The 20,354-nt window shown below is 69.7% G+C and carries 13 protein-coding genes, 1 tRNA gene and 1 rRNA gene; 13 read left to right on the top strand and 2 right to left on the bottom strand.

Annotated elements, in window-relative coordinates; genetic code table 11:
* The 3 genes from rrf to AB0B29_RS17110 form a co-directional block, all read left to right on the top strand.
* Positions 1-92: ribosomal RNA gene (gene rrf, locus AB0B29_RS17120) — 5S ribosomal RNA — on the top strand; the annotation flags it as partial.
* A 114-nt stretch (positions 93-206) separates the two neighbouring features.
* Positions 207-869, top strand: a complete 663-nt coding sequence (locus tag AB0B29_RS17115; protein ID WP_362239999.1) for a DegT/DnrJ/EryC1/StrS family aminotransferase — start codon at positions 207-209, stop codon at positions 867-869.
* A 72-nt stretch (positions 870-941) separates the two neighbouring features.
* Positions 942-1,017, top strand: a tRNA-Thr gene (locus AB0B29_RS17110).
* 43 nt (positions 1,018-1,060) lie between these two features.
* Here the strand turns inward: AB0B29_RS17110 and AB0B29_RS17105 are convergent.
* The gene (locus AB0B29_RS17105; RefSeq protein ID WP_362239939.1) at positions 1,061-3,814 is read right to left on the bottom strand and encodes a SpoIIE family protein phosphatase; all 2,754 of its coding nucleotides are present in this window, start codon (positions 3,812-3,814) and stop codon (positions 1,061-1,063) included.
* A 382-nt stretch (positions 3,815-4,196) separates the two neighbouring features.
* Here AB0B29_RS17105 and AB0B29_RS17100 point away from each other — a divergent pair, with 382 nt between their 5' ends.
* From AB0B29_RS17100 to AB0B29_RS17055, 10 genes are all read left to right on the top strand, one after another.
* Positions 4,197-9,668, top strand: coding sequence for a HAMP domain-containing protein (locus tag AB0B29_RS17100; RefSeq protein WP_362239936.1), 5,472 nt, complete (start codon positions 4,197-4,199; stop codon positions 9,666-9,668).
* 307 nt (positions 9,669-9,975) lie between these two features.
* On the top strand, positions 9,976-10,656 hold the full coding sequence (locus AB0B29_RS17095; RefSeq protein ID WP_221759153.1) for a response regulator: 681 nt from the start codon (positions 9,976-9,978) through the stop codon (positions 10,654-10,656).
* 126 nt (positions 10,657-10,782) lie between these two features.
* Positions 10,783-13,539: a DNA translocase FtsK gene (locus AB0B29_RS17090; protein ID WP_362239934.1), complete on the top strand. Its 2,757-nt coding sequence runs from the start codon at positions 10,783-10,785 to the stop codon at positions 13,537-13,539.
* A 260-nt stretch (positions 13,540-13,799) separates the two neighbouring features.
* Positions 13,800-14,648, top strand: a complete 849-nt coding sequence (locus AB0B29_RS17085; RefSeq protein WP_362239931.1) for a helix-turn-helix domain-containing protein — start codon at positions 13,800-13,802, stop codon at positions 14,646-14,648.
* Positions 14,649-14,741: 93 nt separating this feature from the next.
* Positions 14,742-16,241 (top strand): 30S ribosomal protein S12 methylthiotransferase RimO, encoded by a 1,500-nt coding sequence (gene rimO / locus AB0B29_RS17080; protein ID WP_362239929.1) that lies wholly within the window; start codon positions 14,742-14,744, stop codon positions 16,239-16,241.
* A gap of 332 nt (positions 16,242-16,573) precedes the next feature.
* The gene (gene pgsA, locus AB0B29_RS17075; RefSeq protein ID WP_362239996.1) at positions 16,574-17,242 is read left to right on the top strand and encodes a CDP-diacylglycerol--glycerol-3-phosphate 3-phosphatidyltransferase; all 669 of its coding nucleotides are present in this window, start codon (positions 16,574-16,576) and stop codon (positions 17,240-17,242) included.
* Complete coding sequence (locus AB0B29_RS17070; RefSeq protein ID WP_362239926.1) at positions 17,239-17,784, top strand: CinA family protein; 546 nt, start codon at positions 17,239-17,241, stop codon at positions 17,782-17,784. The genes pgsA and AB0B29_RS17070 overlap by 4 nt, the downstream gene beginning before the upstream one ends.
* 109 nt (positions 17,785-17,893) lie before the next feature.
* Positions 17,894-18,274, top strand: coding sequence for a helix-turn-helix domain-containing protein (locus AB0B29_RS17065; RefSeq protein ID WP_033314530.1), 381 nt, complete (start codon positions 17,894-17,896; stop codon positions 18,272-18,274).
* Between the two features lie 301 nt (positions 18,275-18,575).
* Entirely contained in the window at positions 18,576-19,046 is a 471-nt protein-coding gene (locus AB0B29_RS17060; protein ID WP_362239924.1) for a Dps family protein, read from the top strand.
* Positions 19,047-19,161: 115 nt separating this feature from the next.
* A complete protein-coding gene (locus AB0B29_RS17055) occupies positions 19,162-19,425 on the top strand; it encodes a hypothetical protein (RefSeq protein ID WP_436845851.1) in 264 nt (87 codons plus the stop codon).
* Positions 19,426-19,582: 157 nt separating this feature from the next.
* Here the strand turns inward: AB0B29_RS17055 and AB0B29_RS17050 are convergent, their stop codons facing one another.
* Positions 19,583-20,347 carry an SDR family NAD(P)-dependent oxidoreductase gene (locus AB0B29_RS17050; protein WP_362239921.1) on the bottom strand — a complete coding sequence of 255 codons (765 nt, stop codon included), beginning with the start codon at positions 20,345-20,347 and terminating at the stop codon, positions 19,583-19,585.
* Positions 20,348-20,354 lie beyond the last annotated feature (7 nt).

Genomic DNA, 20,354 nt, shown 5'->3' with positions numbered 1-20,354 from the left:
CGCCCGGTTACATTCCGAACCCGGAAGCTAAGCCTTACAGCGCCGATGGTACTGCAGGGGGGACCCTGTGGGAGAGTAGGACGCCGCCGAACAATCATTGAAAGGGTTGGACCCGGAACTTCGGTTCCGGGTCCAACCCTTTTTTGTTCCACGTCACTTGAAGTTCACGTTGTGCGAGCAGCATCCACAGCATGGGTACTGCTGCAATGCTCAGGGCCGCCGGTGTCGGACTCGGTGACGAGGTCGTGGTGCCGGCCTTCGGGAACGTCGAGGTCGCCGAGGCCGTGGCCAAAGCCGGGGCTCTTCCGGTGTTCGCCGACATAGACCCCGCCACCTACTGCCTCGACGTCGCTGCCGTGGAAGCGGCGGTGACTCCGCGGACCGCGGCCGTGGTTGCCGTACATCGCTTCGGGCGGCTCGCCGACATCCCGCGACTGCACGCGCTCGGACAGCGGCACGGACTGCTCGTACTGGAGCAAGGGGAGTCCGAGGCGCCGTATGACGAGATAGCCCAGAGGAGGGAGCGCGCGGCTTACCTCCACACCAAGTTGAGGGGTGTCCGGGCGCCGGAGGACGGTGACGGGCACACCTACCAACAGTACGTCGTGCGGGTTCCCGGCAATGGACGACCCGATCGGGACGCCTTCGCACGGGCCGTGCGCGCCAAGGGAGTTGCGTGCCGGGTGCCGGTGAAGACGCCCGTGCACCGGCTGCCCGAATTCCGACGGTGTGTTTCGCTGCCGGAGACCGAACGGGCCTCCGACGAGACACTGGCGCTGCCGGTGGACGCGTCGCTGACCAAGCGCGACATGCAGCGCATCGTGTCCGCCTGCAATGCCCTCGGAGGACTTCTGCAGCCCGCTTTCTGACGCGGTTGGGAGCACGGCTCTGTTCGGGGTATGATCTATTCCGTTGCCGGGGGGAAACCTCGCAAGCAACAGGCCCCTATAGCTCAGTCGGTAGAGCGTCTCCATGGTAAGGAGAAGGTCAGCGGTTCGATTCCGCTTGGGGGCTCCAGCAAAAAGGCCCCACCCTTAAGGGTGGGGCCTTTCGCGTTCTCCTAGTCCTTCTGAAGGCCCGGGACGCGCATGGCCAGGATCGCCATGTCGTCCGACGGGGCGTCCGACGCGAAGCGTTCCACGGCGCGCATGATGCGCGCCGCGACCGCGCCGGCCGTCAGGCCCGTGCAGGTCGTGAGGACATCGGCGAGGCCGTCGTCGCCGAGCATGCGGGCGCCCTCCCGGCGTTCGGTGACGCCGTCCGTGACACACAGCAGGACGTCGCCCGGGTCGAGGGTGACGGTCTGCTCGTAGAGCTCCAGGTCCTCGATGACGCCGAGGAGCGGCTGGGGTTCCGCGGCCGGTTCGACCGAGCCGTCCTGGCGCAGGCGCAGCGGGAGCGGGTGTCCGGCGCAGACCACCTTCAGTTCCGCGCTGCCGTCCTCCTGGGGGCGCATCTCGCCGTAGAGGAGGGTGAGGAAGCGGCTTCGGGCGCCCTCGTCGAGGATCGCGGAGTTGAGGCGCTCCAGGACCGCCGGGCCGCTGAGGCCCTCGCGGGCCAGCAGGCGCAGGGCGTGGCGGGCCAGGCCCGTGACCGCCGCCGCGTTCGGGCCGGTGCCGCAGACGTCGCCGATGGCGAAGCCGTAGGCGCCGTCGCGGATGGGGAAGACGTCGTAGAAGTCGCCGCCGACCTCGTTGCCCTCGCCGGCGGCGCGGTAGATGACCTCCACCTCGACGCCGTCGATCAGCGGCAGCTCCGGGGGCAGGAGGCTGCGCTGGAGGGACTGGCTGATCGTCGTGCGCTCCGAGTAGAGGCGGGCGTTGTCCAGGGCCAGGGCGGCTCGGCGGGAGAGGTCCTCGGCGAGTTCCAGGATCTCCTGGCGGAAGTGTTCGTCGGTCGGCTTGCCGAGGGTCAGCATGCCGATGACGCGGTTGCGGGCGACCAGGGGAAGGACGACGGTCTCGCCGCCGACGGCGGAGGCGGTGGCGAGGGTGGGGCCGATGCCGGGTGTGACCTGTCGGGTGGGGCTGCCGCTGAGGCCGAGGCTGCGCATGGAGGTGCGCAGGGCCGCCTGGTGGGCGACCTCGCCGGGGGCCGTCCACACGCGGGCGCCCGGGGTGGGGACCGGGTCGGGCGGGGGGACCTTCGACAGCAGTGACTTGATGCCGTCGATGAGTTCCTCGTCCTCGTGCAGGACGTAGGAGAGGTAGGGCTCGGAGGCTTGTTGGGCGATCGTGTAGACGGCACACCAGGTGGCGAGGGTGGGGACCGTCATCTGAGCCATCAGTGCGAGGGTCTGGTCGCGGTCCAAGGTGCCGGCGAGCAGGTCGGATGCCTCGACCAGGAAGTTCAGGGAGCCGCGGCGCAGGCGTTCCAGTTCGCCCAGGCGGGCCGATTCGACGGCGAGGGCGATGCGGTCGGCGGCGAACTGGAGGCGCAGGGCCTCCTCGTTGGAGTATCTGGCGGGCGCTTCGGCGGCGACGCCGAGGGAGCCGGTGAGGCGGCCCTCGACCTTCAGCGGGACCGTGACGACCGAGCGCATGCCCGTGCCGTTCAGCAGTGGTACCGCACCGGGGACCGCGGTCAGGTCGTCGTGGACGGCGGGCATGCGGGCCGAGCCGTAGCGGCCGGGGCCGGCTTCGACGGGGACGCGGGCGAAGCGTTGGCGGGCCGAGGGCAGGCCGGTGGAGGCGCGGACCTCCAGTTCCGTCTCGTCGTCGGTGGCCAGCAGGAGGAACGCCGAGTCGCCGTCGAGCATGTCGCGGGCGCGTTCGACCGTGCGCTGGAGGAGACCGTCGAGATCGTCAGGGGCGGGGGAGCCGATGAAGACTTCGAAGGGATCGGTGCTCTGCCCTTCGGCGCCGGTCGAGGGGTCGGAGCCGGGGACACGCAGGGGCGTCTGCAGAACTGCCCGTTCGTGGTCCCTTACCAGGAGGCACACGGTTGACGGCTCGCCGCCGGTGTCGCGGACGCGCAGGTGGGAGGCGTAGACGGGGGTGACGCGGCCGGTGGCTGCGCGGATGCCGTAACTGCCTTCCCAGCGGGACAGGCGGAGGGCTTCGGCGATGCCGGTGCTGGTGCCGGGGGTGTGCGGCCAGGCGGCGAGATCGGTCAGGGGCTTGCCGGTGACCTGCTCGGCCGGGTAGCCGAAGAGCTCCTCGGCGTCCTCGTTCCAGGCGGTGATGTGGCCGGTGCGGTCGATCTGGATGACGGCGACGCGGACCCGGCCGTCGGCGAGGGGGAGGAGGTCGGAGGGGAGGGCCGGGCCGGCGGCGCGGGTGCCCACCGCGCGTGCGGGCAGGTCCAGTTGGAACCAGACGGTTTTGTGGGTGGGGATGTACTCGACGCCCCAGCGGCCGGCGAGGGCCGCGCACAGCTGGAGTCCGCGACCGCCTTCGCGGTCGGGGTTGCCCATGTTGATGGCCGTGCCCTGGAGGGGGATCTCGCGTTCGGGGTAACGGTCGGCCACCTCGATGCGTACGCCGTCGTCGCTGCGCAGGCAGAGCACGTCGGCGGAGGTGCCGGCGTGGACCACGGCGTTGGTCACCAGTTCGCTGGTGAGAACGACGGCGTCGTCCACGATGTCGGCGAAGCCCCAGCCCTGGAGGGTGTCGCGGACGAAGGAGCGGGCGCTCGCGACCGATCGCCCGACGGGCTCGAAACTGGCGGCCGCGCGCGCGGTGATCACAGAACTCCTCGACCGGTTCTCGACGTGCTGGGCTGCGGGTCCGACCGGCTCGCGCCGCTGCTGCGGCAGGCTGCCCGTCGGCCGGGGGTCCGGGGGCTGTCCCCCCGGGATCAGTCCGGTGGTCATGTTGTGTGCGGCCGCCCCTCCGATGCCCGCTCGTCTTCGTGCCACCGCCCAGGCCGGACGGACCGGCGCGGCTGGACAGCCGGATGCAAGGTTACTTACCTTCGCGGTCCGTGCGGATGCCGGTCTGCAGTGTTTCCGTCCGGAGGGTGTGCGGACGATGTGCGAAGCTGCCGAACTGTTATGGCCTGGTTCGGCCAGGGTGAAACACTGGGCAAGCTTCCTGTGAAGGTCCGGGCAGGCTGTGTGCCCGATGGTGACCGTGGGCAGCAGCCCCCGTGGAAGCGGCCTGGTATGCAGGGCAGAGAATACGCAGTAGTAACTGGTACGGCGAGCGTGGTACCCGGACACAGCAGTGACGGTCGATCCCTGCGGGAGGGACACAGTGGAGTCTGGCGCAGCGACGCGTGGCAAGAAGACGCGCGCGAAAGGCGGACAGTCCCCGGTCAACCAGGGCAAGGTGCGTGGCGGCACGACCGAGGTGGACACCGCGGCCCTGAACCGGCTGATGGCTGCCCTGGTGTCGATGCGGGACGGGAACTTCCGCAAGCGGCTCACCGTGTCCGGCGACGGCGTGATGGCCGAGATCGCGGCGGTCTTCAACGAAGTGGCCGACCGCAATCTGCATCTGACGGGTGAGCTGTCGCGGGTGCGGCGGATGGTGGGCCGCGAGGGCAAGCTCACCGAGCGGCTGGAGACGGGTGCCTGCGAGGGCTCCTGGGCGACGGCGATCGACAACGGCAATGCCCTGGTGGACGACCTGGTACGGCCGGTCTCCGAGGTCGGCCGGGTGCTTTCGGCGGTGGCGGAGGGTGATCTGTCGCCGCGGATGGAGCTGCGGACGCAGGTGCCGGACGGCAACAGTCAGCCCCTGCGGGGCGAGTTCCTGAAGGTCGGACGGACGGTCAACAATCTGGTCGACCAGCTGTCGACGTTCACCGACGAGGTCACGCGTGTGGCCAGTGAGGTGGGCACCGAGGGCAAGCTGGGCGGTCAGGCCCGGGTGCGGGGCATGTCGGGTTCCTGGCGGGATCTGACGGACTCCGTCAACACGATGGCGTACCGGCTGACGGCCCAGGTGAGGGACATCGCGCTGGTGACGACCGCGGTCGCCAAGGGTGATCTGTCCCGGAAGGTCACGGTCCAGGTCGCCGGCGAGATGCTGGAGCTGAAGAACACCGTCAACACGATGGTGGACCAGCTGTCGGCGTTCTCCTCCGAGGTGACCCGCGTGGCCCGTGAGGTGGGCACCGACGGTGCGCTGGGTGGTCAGGCCCAGGTGCCCGGGGTCGCGGGCGTGTGGAAGGAACTCACCGATTCCGTGAACACCATGGCCGGGAACCTCACGGCCCAGGTGCGCGGGATCGCCGAGGTGACGACGGCGGTCGCCAACGGTGACCTGTCACGCAAGGTGACGGTGCAGGCGCGCGGTGAGGTCGCGCAGCTCGCCGAGACGATCAACCAGATGACCGAGACGCTGCGGATCTTCGCCGACGAGGTCACGCGCGTGGCCAACGAGGTGGGTGCCGAGGGGCGGCTCGGCGGACAGGCGAACGTGCCGGGCGCGGCGGGGACCTGGAAGGACCTGACGGACTCGGTCAACACCGTCTTCAGGAACCTCACCACGCAGGTGCGGGACATCGCCGCCGTGACGACGGCGGTGGCCAACGGTGACCTGTCGCAGAAGGTCACTGTCGATGTGGCCGGCGAGATGCTGGAGCTGAAGAACACCGTCAACGGGATGGTGGACCAGCTGTCCGCGTTCGGTGCCGAGGTCACGCGCGTGGCGCGGGAGGTCGGTGTCGAAGGTGAGCTGGGTGGTCAGGCGCAGGTGCCGGGCGCGGCCGGGACCTGGAAGGACCTGACCGACTCCGTCAACACGGCGTTCCGGAACCTCACCGGACAGGTGCGGAACATCGCGCAGGTGACGACGGCGGTGGCCAACGGTGACCTGTCGCAGAAGGTCACGGTCGACGTCTCCGGCGAGATGCTGAAGCTGAAGAACACCGTGAACACGATGGTGGACCAGCTGTCGTCCTTCGCCGACCAGGTGACGCGCATGGCCCGGGACGTGGGCACCGAGGGACGCCTGGGTGGTCAGGCCCAGGTGGACGGCGTTTCCGGCACGTGGAAGGAGCTCACCGACTCCGTCAACTCCATGGCCGGCAACCTCACCTCCCAGGTGCGCAACATCGCTCAGGTGACGACGGCCGTCGCCCGCGGCGACCTGTCGCAGAAGATCGACGTCGACGCGCGCGGGGAGATCCTCGAACTGAAGAACACCATCAACACGATGGTGGACCAGCTCTCCGCCTTCGCCGACCAGGTGACCCGGGTGGCGCGTGAGGTGGGCACGGACGGGCGGCTGGGCGGTCAGGCGCAGGTGCCCGGGGTCGCCGGTGTGTGGCGGGACCTGACGGATTCCGTGAACGGCATGGCCGGGAACCTCACCGCGCAGGTGCGGAACATCGCGCAGGTGGCGACCGCGGTGGCCCGGGGTGACCTGTCCCAGAAGATCACCGTGGATGCGCGCGGGGAGATCCTGGAGCTCAAGAACACCCTGAACACGATGGTGGACCAGCTGTCGTCGTTCGCTCAGGAGGTCACGCGCGTGGCCCGTGAGGTGGGTACGGAGGGCATCCTGGGCGGTCAGGCCGAGGTGCAGGGCGTCTCCGGCACCTGGAAGGACCTCACCCAGTCGGTGAACGGCATGGCCAACAACCTGACCATCCAGGTGCGCAACATCGCCGAGGTCACGACGGCGGTGGCCCGGGGTGACCTGTCGAAGAAGATCACCGTCGACGCCAAGGGCGAGATCCTGGAGCTGGTCACGACCGTCAACACGATGGTGGACCAGCTGTCGTCCTTCGCCGAGCAGGTGACCCGGGTGGCTCGTGAGGTGGGCACCGAGGGCATCCTGGGCGGCCAGGCGCACGTGCCGGGTGTCACGGGCATCTGGAAGGACCTGAGCGACAACGTCAACCTGATGGCGAAGAACCTCACCACTCAGGTGCGGAACATCTCCCAGGTCTCCGCGGCGGTCGCCAACGGTGACCTGACGCGGCAGGTCACCATCGAGGCGCGCGGTGAGGTCGCGCAGCTCGCCGACACCATCAACACGATGGTGAAAACGCTGAGTTCGTTCGCCGAGCAGGTCACCAAGGTGGCGCGTGAGGTGGGCACGGACGGCATCCTGGGCGGCCAGGCGCACGTGCCCGGTGTGGCCGGCACGTGGAAGGACCTCACCGAGTCCGTGAACCAGATGGCGTCCAACCTGACCGGGCAGGTGCGCAACATCGCCATGGTGACCACGGCCATCGCCAAGGGTGACCTGACGAAGAAGATCGACATCGACGCGCGCGGCGAGATCCTGGAGCTGAAGACGACCATCAACACGATGGTCGACCAGCTGTCGTCCTTCGCCGAGGAGGTCACCCGGGTAGCCCGCGAGGTGGGCACGGAGGGCCAGCTCGGCGGCCAGGCACGCGTGCGTGACGTGGACGGCACCTGGCGGGACCTGACCGAGTCGGTGAACGAGATGGCCGGGAACCTGACCCGGCAGGTGCGTGCCATCGCGCGCGTGGCGACCGCGGTGACCCGCGGTGATCTCAATCTGAAGATCGACGTGGACGCGTCCGGGGAGATCCAGGAGCTCCAGGACTACATCAACAAGATGATCGCCAACCTGCGCGACACCACGATCGCCAACAAGGAGCAGGACTGGCTCAAGGGCAACCTGGCCCGGATCTCCGCGTTGATGCAGGGCCGCCGCGACCTGGAGGACGTGGCATCGCTGATCATGAGCGAGCTGACCCCGGTCGTCTCCGCGCAGCACGGCGCGTTCTTCGTGGCGATGCCGCTCGTCGACGGCGAGGACATGAGCGCCACGGACGAGGACCAGTACGAGCTGCGCATGCTCGGCAGTTACGGCTACTCGATGGGCTCCATGCCGACGTCGTTCCAGCCCGGTGAGGCGCTGGTCGGGACGGCTGCCGAGGAGAAGCGCACGATCCTCGTGGAGAACGCGCCGAGCGGCTATCTGAAGATCTCCTCGGGGCTCGGCGAGGCACCGCCCGCGCAGGTGATCGTGCTGCCGGTGCTGTTCGAGGGCAGCGTGCTCGGGGTCATCGAGCTGGCGTCCTTCACGCCGTTCACGCAGATCCAGAAGGACTTCCTGAACCAGATCGCGGAGATGATCGCGACCAGCGTCAACACCATCTCCGTCAACACCAAGACGGAGTTGCTGCTGGCGCAGTCGCAGGAGCTGACCGAGCAACTTCGGGAGCGTTCGGCCGAGTTGGAGCAGCGGCAGAAGGCCCTCCAGGCCTCCAACGCCGAACTGGAGGAGAAGGCCGAGCTGCTGGCCCGGCAGAACCGCGACATCGAGGTGAAGAACACCGAGATCGAGGAGGCTCGGCAGGTCCTGGAGGAGCGTGCCGAGCAGCTCGCGGTGTCGATGCGCTACAAGAGCGAGTTCCTCGCGAACATGTCGCACGAGCTGCGTACGCCGCTCAACTCGCTGCTGATCCTGGCCAAGCTGCTCGCCGACAACGCCGAGGGGAACCTCTCCCCGAAGCAGGTGGAGTTCGCCGAGACGATCCACGGGGCCGGTTCGGACCTGCTCCAGCTCATCAACGACATCCTCGACCTGTCGAAGGTCGAGGCGGGCAAGATGGACGTCTCCCCGACGCGGATCGCGCTCGTCCAGCTCGTGGACTACGTGGAGGCCACCTTCCGGCCGCTGACGGCGGAGAAGGGCCTGGATCTGTCGGTGCGGGTCTCGCCGGAGCTGCCCGCGACGCTGCACACCGACGAGCAGCGGCTGCTGCAGGTGCTGCGCAACCTGCTGTCGAACGCGGTGAAGTTCACCGACTCCGGGTCGGTGGAGCTGGTCATCAGGCCGGCGCGGGACGACGTGCCGCAGCGGATCCGCGAGCAGCTGCTGGAGACCGGGTCGCTGACCGATCCGGAGGCCGAGCTGATCGCGTTCTCCGTGACCGACACGGGGATCGGCATCGCCTCCAGCAAGATGCGGGTGATCTTCGAGGCGTTCAAGCAGGCCGACGGCACGACCAGCCGGAAGTACGGCGGTACGGGCCTCGGGCTGTCCATCTCGCGGGAGATCGCGCAGCTGCTCGGCGGTGAGATTCACGCGCAGAGCGAGACGGGCCGCGGCTCGACGTTCACGCTGTATCTGCCGCTGCACCCCAGTGAACTGCCGCCCCAGGGCTACCAGCAGCAGCTGCCGGCCCTGGAGGCCGGTGACCTGGTGGCGTCCACGACCGACCTGTCCGAGCTGTCGGACGTCGAGGTCGAGACGCCGGCCGAGGTGACGTCGTACCGCGAGACGCAGAACGGGCCTGCCGCCCTGTTCCGGCGGCGGCGCAGGATGCCCGAGCTGCCGCCGCGCCCCGCGCAGCTGGAGCAGTGGGCCCCGGCCGAGCAGGATCCGGCGCCGAAGCCGAACCGCGGCATCCGGTTCGGCGGCCAGAAGGTCCTGATCGTCGACGACGACATCCGCAACGTCTTCGCCCTGACCAGCGTCCTGGAGCAGCACGGCCTGTCGGTGCTGTACGCCGAGAACGGCCGGGAGGGGATCGAGGTCCTGGAGCAGCACGACGACGTGGCGGTCGTGCTGATGGACATCATGATGCCCGAGATGGACGGGTACGCGACGACCAGTGCGATCCGCAGGATGCCGCAGTTCGCCGGTCTGCCGATCATCGCGTTGACCGCCAAGGCGATGAAGGGCGACAGGGAGAAGGCGATCGAGTCGGGCGCCTCCGACTACGTGACGAAGCCGGTCGACCCCGATCACCTGCTGGCGGTGATGGATCAGTGGATGCGAGGGGAATGAGGGGAACGTTGGGCAGTTGCGCGACCATCACGGGAAGGTTCGGTGTTCACACGGAGTTGCGGACTCGGTGTGCGCATAGTCGTGTAGAAGTACAAGATCTGGGGAACCTTCTGGTCTCCTGCTGCGTTTCTGCTACGTACACAGTGACATCACGGTGACAGGGTGTGGCGACGGGCAGGGTGCGGCTACGATGACCGGCACAAGGACGGGCGGCGCAAGGGAGTCGTCCCCTGGGGCGGCACCCACCGGTGTTGCCGCAGGTCCTGCGGACAGGGGAGGCCCCACGCCGGGGCGAGGAGGGCGGGCCATGGTGCAGAAGGCCAAGATCCTCCTGGTCGATGACCGGCCGGAGAATCTGCTGGCGCTGGAGGCGATCCTCTCTGCGCTCGATCAGACGCTGGTGCGGGCATCGTCCGGGGAGGAAGCGCTCAAAGCGCTGCTCACGGACGACTTCGCGGTCATCCTGCTGGATGTCCAGATGCCGGGGATGGACGGCTTCGAGACGGCCGCGCACATCAAGCGCCGGGAGCGGACCCGGGACATCCCGATCATCTTCCTCACGGCGATCAACCACGGCCCGCACCACACCTTCCGCGGCTACGCGGCGGGCGCGGTGGACTACATCTCCAAGCCGTTCGACCCGTGGGTGCTGCGCGCGAAGGTCTCCGTCTTCGTCGAGCTGTACATGAAGAACTGCCAGCTGCGGGAGCAGGCATCGCTGCTGCGGCTCCAGTTGGAGGGCAACGGCAAGGACACGGGCGGCGAGGCCAAGGAGTCGGCCGGGCTGCTCGCGGAGCTCTCCGCACGGCTCGCGGCCGTCGAAGAGCAGGCCGAAGCGCTGACCAAGCAGCTCAACGACGAGTCGACGGACGCCGCCGCGGTGGCCACGGCGGCTCATCTGGAGCGCAAGCTCACGGGGTTGCGGCGGGCGCTGGACGCGCTGGAGCCGGGCACCGGAAGCACCTCCTCGGTGTCCTCGCAGAACTGACGCGTGTGCAGGCGGGATTGCCAGCCATGACCGCGCGTCAGTTTCGCGCCTCTCCCGAAGCGACACGAACGGGTGAAGCCGTGGACACGCGTGTCCCCTGTCGTCTCCCCCGGTAACCTCACACCCATGGCCTCACGTCCCTCCGCAGCCAAGAAGCCGCCGCCCGCGAAGAAGGCGGCCGCCAAGGCTCCGGCGAGAAAGGCCGCCGCCAAGAAGGCTCCCGCGAAGAAGGCGCCCGCCCGGAAGGCCGCGGCCAAGAAGGTCGCGCCCAGACCGGCCCCCAGTCCCACCGGTGGCATCTACCGCCTCGTGCGTGCCGTCTGGCTCGGTGTGGCGCACGCCGTCGGCGCGGTGTTCCGGGGCATAGGGCAGGGCGCCAAGAACCTCGACCCGGCCCACCGCAAGGACGGTGTCGCCCTGCTGCTGCTCGGCATCGCGCTGATCGTCGCCGCGGGCACCTGGGCCGACCTCAAGGGCCCCGTGGGCGACCTCGTCGAGATCTTGGTGACCGGCGCCTTCGGCCGCCTCGACCTGCTCGTGCCGATACTGCTCGCCGTGGTCGCCGTGCGGTTCATCCGTCACCCGGAGAAGCCCGAGGCGAACGGACGTATCGTCATCGGCCTGTCCGCGCTCGTGATCGGCGTGCTCGGTCAGGTCCACGTCGCGTGCGGCTCACCCGCGCGCGGCGACGGCATGCAGGCCATAAGGGACGCCGGAGGCCTCATCGGCTGGGCCGCTGCGACCCCGCTGTCGTACGCCATGGGCGATGTGCTCGCCGTACCCCTGCTGGTGCTGCTCACGGTCTTCGGGCTGCTGGTCGTCACGGCCACCCCGGTCAACGCCATCCCGCAGCGGCTGCGGCTGCTCGGGGTGCGTCTCGGGATCGTCCGCGACCCGGCCGAGGACGAGTTCGCCTTCGCCGACGACGACGAGCGCTACGAGGAGCAGTGGCGCGAAGCGCTGCCCGCGCGCCCGCGCGGCAGGCGCGCGCCGGCGCCCGAGGCGTACGACCCCGACGGTGCCGAGCAGGCGGCGCTCACGCGGCGCCGAGGCCGTCCGCGCCGCTCGGCGGTACCGCAGCCCGACATGGACCGGCCCAGGGACGCCGTGGACGTCGCCGCGGCGGCCGCCGCCGCCCTCGACGGAGCCGTGCTGCACGGCATGCCACCGTCGCCCGTGGTCGCCGACCTCACCCAGGGCGTACGGGTGGGGGACCAGGAGGCGACCACCCCGACGCCCGTCCCGGCCGCCCGGCCGCAGCAGGACAAGCCCAAGAAGGACAGCACGCCCGAGCAGGACGACGCCGGCCCGCAGAAGCCCAGGCCGGGCGTCCGCGACCTCACCAAGGCCCCGCCCTCCGAACCCCGCGACCTGCCCCCGCGCGCGGAGCAGCTCCAGCTCTCCGGCGACATCACGTACTCCCTCCCGGCGCTGGACCTGCTGGAGCGCGGCGGCCCGGGCAAGGCGCGCAGCGCCGCCAACGACCTCATCGTCGAGTCGCTGACGACGGTCTTCACCGAGTTCAAGGTCGACGCCAGCGTCACCGGCTTCACCCGCGGCCCGACGGTCACGCGCTACGAGGTCGAGCTCGGCCCCGCTGTGAAGGTCGAGCGGATCACGGCCCTGACGAAGAACATCGCCTACGCCGTCGCCAGCCCGGACGTGCGGATCATCAGCCCCATCCCCGGCAAGTCCGCGGTCGGCATCGAGATCCCCAACACCGACCGCGAGATGGTCAACCTCGGTGACGTCCTCCGTCTGGCCGAGTCCGCCGAGGACGACGACCCGATGCTGGTCGCCTTCGGCAAGGACGTCGAGGGCGGTTACGTCATGCACTCGCTGGCGAAGATGCCGCACATGCTGGTCGCCGGCGCCACCGGCTCCGGCAAGTCGTCCTGCATCAACTGCCTGATCACCTCGATCATGATGCGGGCGACCCCCGAGGACGTGCGGATGATCCTGGTCGACCCCAAGCGGGTCGAACTGACCGCGTACGAGGGCATCCCGCACCTGATCACACCGATCATCACCAACCCCAAGCGGGCCGCGGAGGCGCTCCAGTGGGTCGTGCGCGAGATGGACCTGCGGTACGACGACCTGGCGGCCTACGGCTTCCGGCACATCGACGACTTCAACAAGGCCGTGCGTGAGGGCAAGGTCAAGCCGCCCGAGGGCAGCGAGCGCGAGCTCCAGCCGTACCCGTACCTGCTGGTCATCGTGGACGAGCTCGCCGACCTGATGATGGTCGCGCCGCGTGACGTCGAGGACGCGATCGTGCGCATCACGCAGCTCGCCCGCGCGGCCGGCATCCACCTGGTGCTCGCCACGCAGCGGCCGTCGGTGGACGTCGTCACCGGCCTGATCAAGGCGAACGTGCCCTCGCGGCTGGCGTTCGCCACGTCCTCGCTGGCGGACTCGCGGGTCATCCTCGACCAGCCGGGCGCCGAGAAGCTCATCGGCAAGGGCGACGGGCTGTTCCTGCCCATGGGAGCCAACAAGCCCACCCGTATGCAGGGCGCGTTCGTCACCGAGGAGGAGATCGCGGGCGTCGTCCGGCACTGCAAGGACCAGATGACGCCCGTGTTCCGGGACGACGTCGTCGTGGGCACCAAGCAGAAGAAGGAGATCGACGAGGACATCGGCGACGACCTCGACCTGCTGTGCCAGGCGGCCGAACTGGTGGTCTCCACGCAGTTCGGGTCGACGTCCATGCTCCAGCGCAAGCTGCGCGTCGGCTTCGCCAAGGCCGGGCGGCTGATGGACCTGATGGAGTCGCGGAACATCGTCGGACCGAGTGAGGGTTCGAAGGCTCGTGACGTTCTGGTGAAGCCTGACGAGCTGGATGGCGTGCTCGCCCTGATCCGGGGGGAGTCTGAAGGGTAGGGAGCGCGACACGGTGCTCGCCGCACGGGGCGTTACGGCAATCGGGTCCGGATCGTGACTCACCCGTAAGGGATCATCGAGCAACCGTTTCCCTTCGGCGTACGTCAAGTTGAGCGAAGCGACAAGTTGCGACCCCACCATCGGAAAGTCGGGCCATTCCGATGGCGTACAAAGTGACACCGCCCGGTTGCCCCACCCTTTTGGTACCCCCCTAGACTGAACTTCCAGCACAGGCGGCTACACGCTCGAAAGGCGCCCCCGTGTCCATCGGCAACTCCCCTGAAGACGAGCGTCCGTTCGAAAACGAGCACGTCGAAACAGACCGCGAGGAAGCCCGCCCCTCCATCGGCCATGTCCTGCAGCAGGCTCGTATCGCCGCGGGGCTGACCGTCGACGACGTCAGTAGCGCCACCCGGGTCCGCATGAACATCGTGCACGCGATCGAGGCGGACGACTTCGCCCCCTGTGGTGGGGACGTCTACGCCCGTGGGCACATCAGGACCCTGGCCAAGGCTGTCCACCTCGACCCCGAGCCGCTGCTCGCCCAGTACGGCGACGAGCACGGCGGGCGGCCGGCGCCGACCCCGGCAGCTCCCCTCTTCGAGGCGGAACGCATCCGTCCGGAGCGGCGGGGCCCCAACTGGACCGCCGCCATGGTCGCCGCGATCGTCGCGGTGATCGGATTCGTCGGATTCACGATGTTCCAGGGCGGCGACGACAACGCCAGCGAGGCGAACGTGGCCGAGGGCTCCACGCCCAGCGACTCCGCCTCCCCGACCACCAGGACCAAGAAGCCCGCCGACCCCGAATCCGAGCCTTCAGACAGTGCCATCGCGGCCGCGCCGCAGGACAAGGTGACCGTCCGCGTGGCCGCCGCCGACGGCCGCAGCTGGATCGCCGCCAAGGACCACAACGGCCGGATGATCTTCGACGGCGTCCTCAAACAGGGCGACACCAAGACCTTCCAGGACAGCTCGAAGGTCCACCTCGTCCTCGGGGACGCCGGCGCGATCGACCTCTTCGTCAACGGCAAGAAGATCGAGGAGGACTTCCAGCCCGGGTCCGTCGAACGCCTGACGTACACGAAGGGCGACCCCGAAGCCGGATGATCAGACCGAAAGGTCCGGTTGCTGAGGGGTTGGCCGGGAAACGGCCAACCCCGTCGACGTGGGGTGTCAGCGGGACGAAGTAGTCTTGAGCCCATGCCTGAACGCCGTACCGTCGCACTCGTCACCCTTGGCTGCGCCCGTAACGAGGTGGACTCGGAGGAGCTCGCAGGCCGTTTGGAGGCGGACGGCTGGCAGCTCGTGGAGGACGCCGAGCACGCGGACGTCGCCGTCGTGAACACCTGCGGCTTCGTCGAAGCCGCCAAGAAGGACTCCGTCGACGCCCTCCTCGAAGCCAACGACCTCAAGGGGCACGGCAGAACCCAGGCCGTCGTGGCGGTGGGCTGCATGGCCGAGCGGTACGGCAAGGAGCTCGCCGAGGCCCTCCCCGAGGCCGACGGCGTGCTCGGCTTCGACGACTACTCGGACATCTCGGACCGCCTGCAGACCATCCTCAACGGCGGCATCCATGCCGCCCACACCCCGCGCGACCGGCGCAAGCTGCTGCCGATCAGCCCGGCGGAGCGCCAGGAGTCGGCCACCTCGGTCGCCCTGCCCGGGCACGGACCGGCCGAGCCCGCCGTGGCGCCGGCGGATCTTCCGGAGGGCCTCGCTCCCGCGTCCGGCCCGCGTGCGCCCCTGCGCCGTCGCCTGGACGGCTCCCCGGTCGCCTCCGTGAAGCTCGCCTCGGGCTGCGACCGCCGCTGCTCCTTCTGTGCCATCCCCTCCTTCCGCGGTTCCTTCATCTCCCGGCGCCCGAGCGACGTGCTCAACGAGACGCGCTGGCTGGCCGAGCAGGGCGTGAAGGAGATCATGCTGGTCTCCGAGAACAACACCTCCTACGGCAAGGACCTCGGCGACATCCGCCTGCTGGAGTCGCTGCTGCCCGAGCTCGCCGAGGTCGACGGCATCGAGCGCGTCCGCGTCAGCTACCTCCAGCCGGCCGAGATGCGGCCCGGCCTCATCGACGTGCTGACCTCGACCCCCAAGGTCGCGCCCTACTTCGACCTGTCCTTCCAGCACTCCGCGCCCGGCGTGCTGCGCGCGATGCGCCGCTTCGGCGACACCGACCGCTTCCTGGAGCTCCTCGACACCATCCGGAGCAAGGCGCCGGAGGCCGGTGTCCGCTCCAACTTCATCGTTGGCTTCCCCGGCGAGAGCGAGGCCGACCTCGCCGAGCTGGAGCGGTTCCTGAACGGCGCGCGGCTGGACGCCATCGGCGTCTTCGGCTACTCGGACGAGGAGGGCACCGAGGCCGCGACCTACGACGACAAGCTCGACGAGGACGTCGTCGCCGAGCGGCTGGCCCACATCTCCCGCCTGGCGGAGGAACTCGTCTCCCAGCGGGCAGAGGACCGGGTCGGCCAGACCGTGCGGGTCCTCGTCGAGTCCGTCGACGAGGACGGCGTGTACGGCCGTGCCGAGCACCAGGCGCCCGAGACGGACGGCCAAGTGCTCCTCACGAGCGGCACGGGTCTGCGTATCGGCCGTATGGTCGAGGCGAAGGTGGTCGGTACGGAGGGTGTCGACCTGGTGGCCGAGCCGCTGCAGGGCTCGCTCACGTCGCCTGCGTGGAGTGAGGAGGCGGGCAGATGACCGGTGTCCCGGCATCCGCGGCGGGAGGCGCCTCCGGCGCGAGGAGGGCCGCGGCCGGCGCGGCCGCTACGACTTCGGCGGCCTCGGGGAAGGCTCCCGGGGCCGCGGTCGCGCGGTCGGCCGAGGGCGGGGCGTCCGGTACGGGGCCTGCTGCTGCGGCCGACGCGGGGCCCGGTGAGACCGCCGGTGCAGGGCTCGGTGGCGCTCCGGACGGAGGGCCTGCCGGGGCTGCCGGTGCAGGGCACGGCCGGGCTTCCGGTGCACACGGCGGGGCTGCCGGGGCGGTGCCCGGCGGGGGCGCCGATGTGGTTCCCGGTGTCGGTGAGGCCGTCCTGGGTGAGGGCGACGGTGTCGACGCCCAGGGTGAGGGGAAGACCCCGCGGGGCGCCAAGATCGCTGCCGCCGCCGTCAACCAGGCGAGCGTCTGGAACATCGCCAACCTCCTGACCATGCTCCGGCTGGTCCTCGTGCCGGCGTTCGTCGCGCTCATGCTCGCCGACGGCGGCTACGACCCGGCGTGGCGGGCCCTCGCCTGGGCCGCCTTCGCGATCGCCATGATCACCGACCTGTTCGACGGTCATCTGGCGCGCACGTACAACCTGGTCACGGACTTCGGGAAGATCGCCGACCCCATCGCCGACAAGGCGATCATGGGTGCGGCACTGATCTGTCTCTCCGCGCTCGGTGACCTGCCGTGGTGGGTGACCGGCGTCATCCTCGGCCGGGAACTCGGGATCACGCTGCTGCGTTTTCTGGTCATCCGGTACGGCGTCATTCCCGCCAGCCGCGGAGGCAAGCTGAAGACCCTCACCCAGGGCGTGGCCGTAGGCATGTACGTCCTGGCGCTGACGGGGTGGCTGGCGACCCTGAGGTGGTGGGTGATGGCAGCGGCGGTCGTGCTGACCGTGGTGACCGGACTCGACTATGTGAAACAGGCCATTGTCTTGCGCAGGCAGGGAATCGCCGAGCGCAAGGCCGCGTTGGAGGAGAAGGAAGCGTGAGTTCCACGGCCACCGACGTGGTGCGACTACTCACGGTGAAGGGCGAGACGCTCGCCGTCGCGGAGTCGCTGACCGGTGGCCTCGTTGCGGCGGAGATCACGTCGGTCCCTGGAGCGTCCAAGGTCTTCCGGGGCTCCGTGACCGCGTACGCCACCCAGCTGAAGCACGATCTGCTCAATGTCGACGCCGCCCTGCTGGCGACCCACGGAGCGGTGGACCCGCAGGTCGCGGCGCAGATGGCGGCCGGGGTGCGCAAGGCGCTCGGCACCGACTGGGGCATCGCGACCACCGGTGTCGCGGGCCCCGATCCGCAGGACGGACAGCCCGTCGGCACGGTCTTCGTCGCTGTGGACGGACCCGTTGCGGCGGATCCGGGTTCTGCCGGCGGCGGAAAAGTGGAGGCTCTGCGGTTGAACGGCGGCCGCGCGGAAATTCGTAGAGAGAGTGTACGGAGCGTACTCGCACTGCTCCTGAAGGGGCTTGCGGGCGAACAGACTGGGAATGAGCGGGCACAGGATACGGAACGGAACGGGGGGTTTTGATGTTTGCAGCCCTGAGTGAACACGACATCGCTCCCCGCACGGCCGCGGCGCAAGGCGGTACGGTGGGGCGTAATGGATGCGGCTACGCGGTCCGAGGAGGGAGCCACCGATGATTCTGCTCCGTCGCCTGCTGGGTGACGTGCTGCGTCGGCAGCGCCAGCGCCAGGGCCGTACTCTGCGCGAAGTCTCCTCGTCCGCCCGAGTCTCACTCGGCTATCTCTCCGAGGTGGAGCGGGGGCAGAAGGAGGCTTCCTCCGAGCTGCTCTCCGCGATCTGCGACGCGCTGGACGTACGGATGTCCGAGCTCATGCGGGAAGTGAGCGACGAGCTCGCCCTCGCCGAGCTGGCCCAGTCTGCTGCGGCCACCCCCAGCGAGCCTGTACCCACGCCGGTTCGCTCGATGCTGGGTTCCGTCTCGGTGACCGGTGTGCCACCGGAACGGGTGACCATCAAGGCGCCCGCCGAAGCGGTGGACGTCGTCGCCGCCTGAGGCTTCGCGCCTGCGCGGCATGAGGTGAACGGCGCCGACCAGGCGCTGAGAAGTGGTGAGGCCCCGGCCGGGCCTCTCCGGGAGATCCGGGGAGGCGTCGCCCGGGGTTTTCGCTTGCACGGACGCCGAGGTTTTCGCCTGAGTGGGCGCCGGGGCTTTCGCGTGTGGGCGCTGTGGTTTCGCTTGAGTGGGCCCGGCTGAGCCGTCACGTACGCGCTGTGTCTGTTTTATGTGCGTTTGCCGGTGCGGCGTGCGGCGGTCATCGTTGAGGGGATGGCGGGGGCAGTCCTCGGAGGTGCGGATGTACGTCGTGAAGAGCCCGTTGACGGACGCGAACCTGAAGACCGTGTCCGAGGCGCTGCAAGGTGCCCTCGTCGATCTGGTGGATCTCGCCCTGGTGGCGAAGCAGATCCACTGGAACGTGGTGGGGCCGCGCTTCCGTTCCGTGCACCTCCAGCTCGACGAGGTCGTCGACACCGCGCGGAAGTACTCCGACACCGTGGCCGAGCGGGCCGCGGCCCTGGGCATCTCTCCCGACGGGCGTGCCGCGACAGTGGCCGTCGGCAGCGGGATCGGGGTGACGCCCGAGGGCTGGGTCGACGACACGACCGCCGTGGGCGCGCTGGTCGAGGCGCTGGGAGCGGTGATCGCGCGGATGCGGGAGCGGGTCGAGACGACCGGCGAGCCGGATCCGGTGAGCCAGGACATCTTCATCGGGATCACGGCGGACCTGGAGAAGCATCACTGGATGTTCCAGGCCGAGAACGGGTGACGGCAGCGGGCGCGGGCAGCGACCCGAGTGGGGTGCGCGGTGCTCCCGTGTGCCTCTGGTGCGCCCTGTCGACCGGTCCGGGCAGCGGCATAGCGTCGGGCCGGAGGTGGTGGCCGTGGCGGGGATAGCGGGCTGGGGGAGCCGGCGCTGGGGGGCACGCGGGGCCGCACTGGGGCTGGGGGCGCTGTGGTGGTGGGCCGTGCTCCGGCTGGTGACAGTGCCCCAGGCGGGGGTGCTGGAAGCGGCGGTCGCGGCCGGGGGGTGGGGGCTGAGCGTGCTGCCCGTGCACTGCGTGCCCAAGCGGCAGGCGCGAGGGGTCGTGGGGGCGGGGCGGCTGCGGGGGATCTGGAGGGCCGGGGGTGCGGGGCGGCGCGGGTGAAATCGGGGGGTGATGGGGGCGTCTCGTGTGTGGCGAGAGGTGACCAGCGGGGCGACTCACCATGGCATCACGCACCCGTTCGGGCGCCGGGGATGAGGTGCGCGGGGTGAGGGGCGGCGCCGCGCCGTGTCGCGAAGGGTTGATCGGCGGTGGCGTCTCACCATGGCATGGCCACGCCCCCGTTCGGGCGGAGGATCTGGCCTGTGGTGAAGGCCGAGGCGTCCGAGGCGAGGTGGAGGATCGCGTGGGCGATGTCCTCGGGCCGGCCCACACGGCCCAGAGGTGACATGCGGGCCATGACGGACTCCGTGTGCGCCTGGGACGCGCTGTCGTGCCGGTCGGTCATCGGCGTACGGATCCAGCCCGGAGCGACCGCGTTGACGCGGATGCCGTGCCGGCCAAGCTCCGTCGCGAAGGTCTTCGTCAGCTGGACCACCGCCGCCTTGGCCGCGCCGTAGCAGAGCAGCCCGGGGCCGCCGGTGTCGACGGCGCCGGAGGCCATGGTGACGATGCTCCCCCGGGTGCCCTGGGCGATCATCAGGCGGGCCGCCTCCTGGCAGGCGTACAGGACTCCCTTGAAGTTCACGTCGAGCACACGGTCGAGGTCCTCGTCCCGGGTCTCCAGCACCGGGCTGCTGTGCATGATCCCGGCGACCGCGGCCAGGGCATCCAGGCGCTCGCATGAGGTGAGGGCCTGCTTCAGCGCGGGCCGGTCGGTGACATCCAGAACGTGTGTGCGGGCGGTGCCGCCGCCGTCCTCGATCAGGGTAGTCGTCTCGTACAGGCCCTCGGCGTCACGGTCGGCGCAGTGCACCGTCGCGCCCGCCTCGGCGAGCAGGAGGGCCGAGGCGCGGCCGATGCCGCTCGCCGCGCCGGTGACGAACACCGTGCGGCCGGTGAGGTCGTACGCCGTGACGGGCATACAGGGA

It is taken from the genome of Streptomyces tibetensis (genome assembly GCF_040647715.1).
In the GTDB taxonomy this organism is placed as follows: domain Bacteria; phylum Actinomycetota; class Actinomycetes; order Streptomycetales; family Streptomycetaceae; genus Streptomyces; species Streptomyces tibetensis_A.
This window is presented reverse-complemented; position numbering and strand designations above follow the sequence as displayed.

Coding starts and splice junctions, on each gene's coding strand:
- AB0B29_RS17115 (WP_362239999.1), top strand. CDS start 207: ATGCTCAGGGCCGCCGGTGTCGGACTCGGTGACGAGGTCGTGGTGCCG.
- AB0B29_RS17105 (WP_362239939.1), bottom strand. CDS start 3,814: ATGACCACCGGACTGATCCCGGGGGGACAGCCCCCGGACCCCCGGCCG.
- AB0B29_RS17095 (WP_221759153.1), top strand. CDS start 9,976: ATGGTGCAGAAGGCCAAGATCCTCCTGGTCGATGACCGGCCGGAGAAT.
- AB0B29_RS17090 (WP_362239934.1), top strand. CDS start 10,783: ATGGCCTCACGTCCCTCCGCAGCCAAGAAGCCGCCGCCCGCGAAGAAG.
- rimO (WP_362239929.1), top strand. CDS start 14,742: ATGCCTGAACGCCGTACCGTCGCACTCGTCACCCTTGGCTGCGCCCGT.
- AB0B29_RS17065 (WP_033314530.1), top strand. CDS start 17,894: ATGATTCTGCTCCGTCGCCTGCTGGGTGACGTGCTGCGTCGGCAGCGC.
- AB0B29_RS17060 (WP_362239924.1), top strand. CDS start 18,576: ATGTACGTCGTGAAGAGCCCGTTGACGGACGCGAACCTGAAGACCGTG.
- AB0B29_RS17050 (WP_362239921.1), bottom strand. CDS start 20,347: ATGCCCGTCACGGCGTACGACCTCACCGGCCGCACGGTGTTCGTCACC.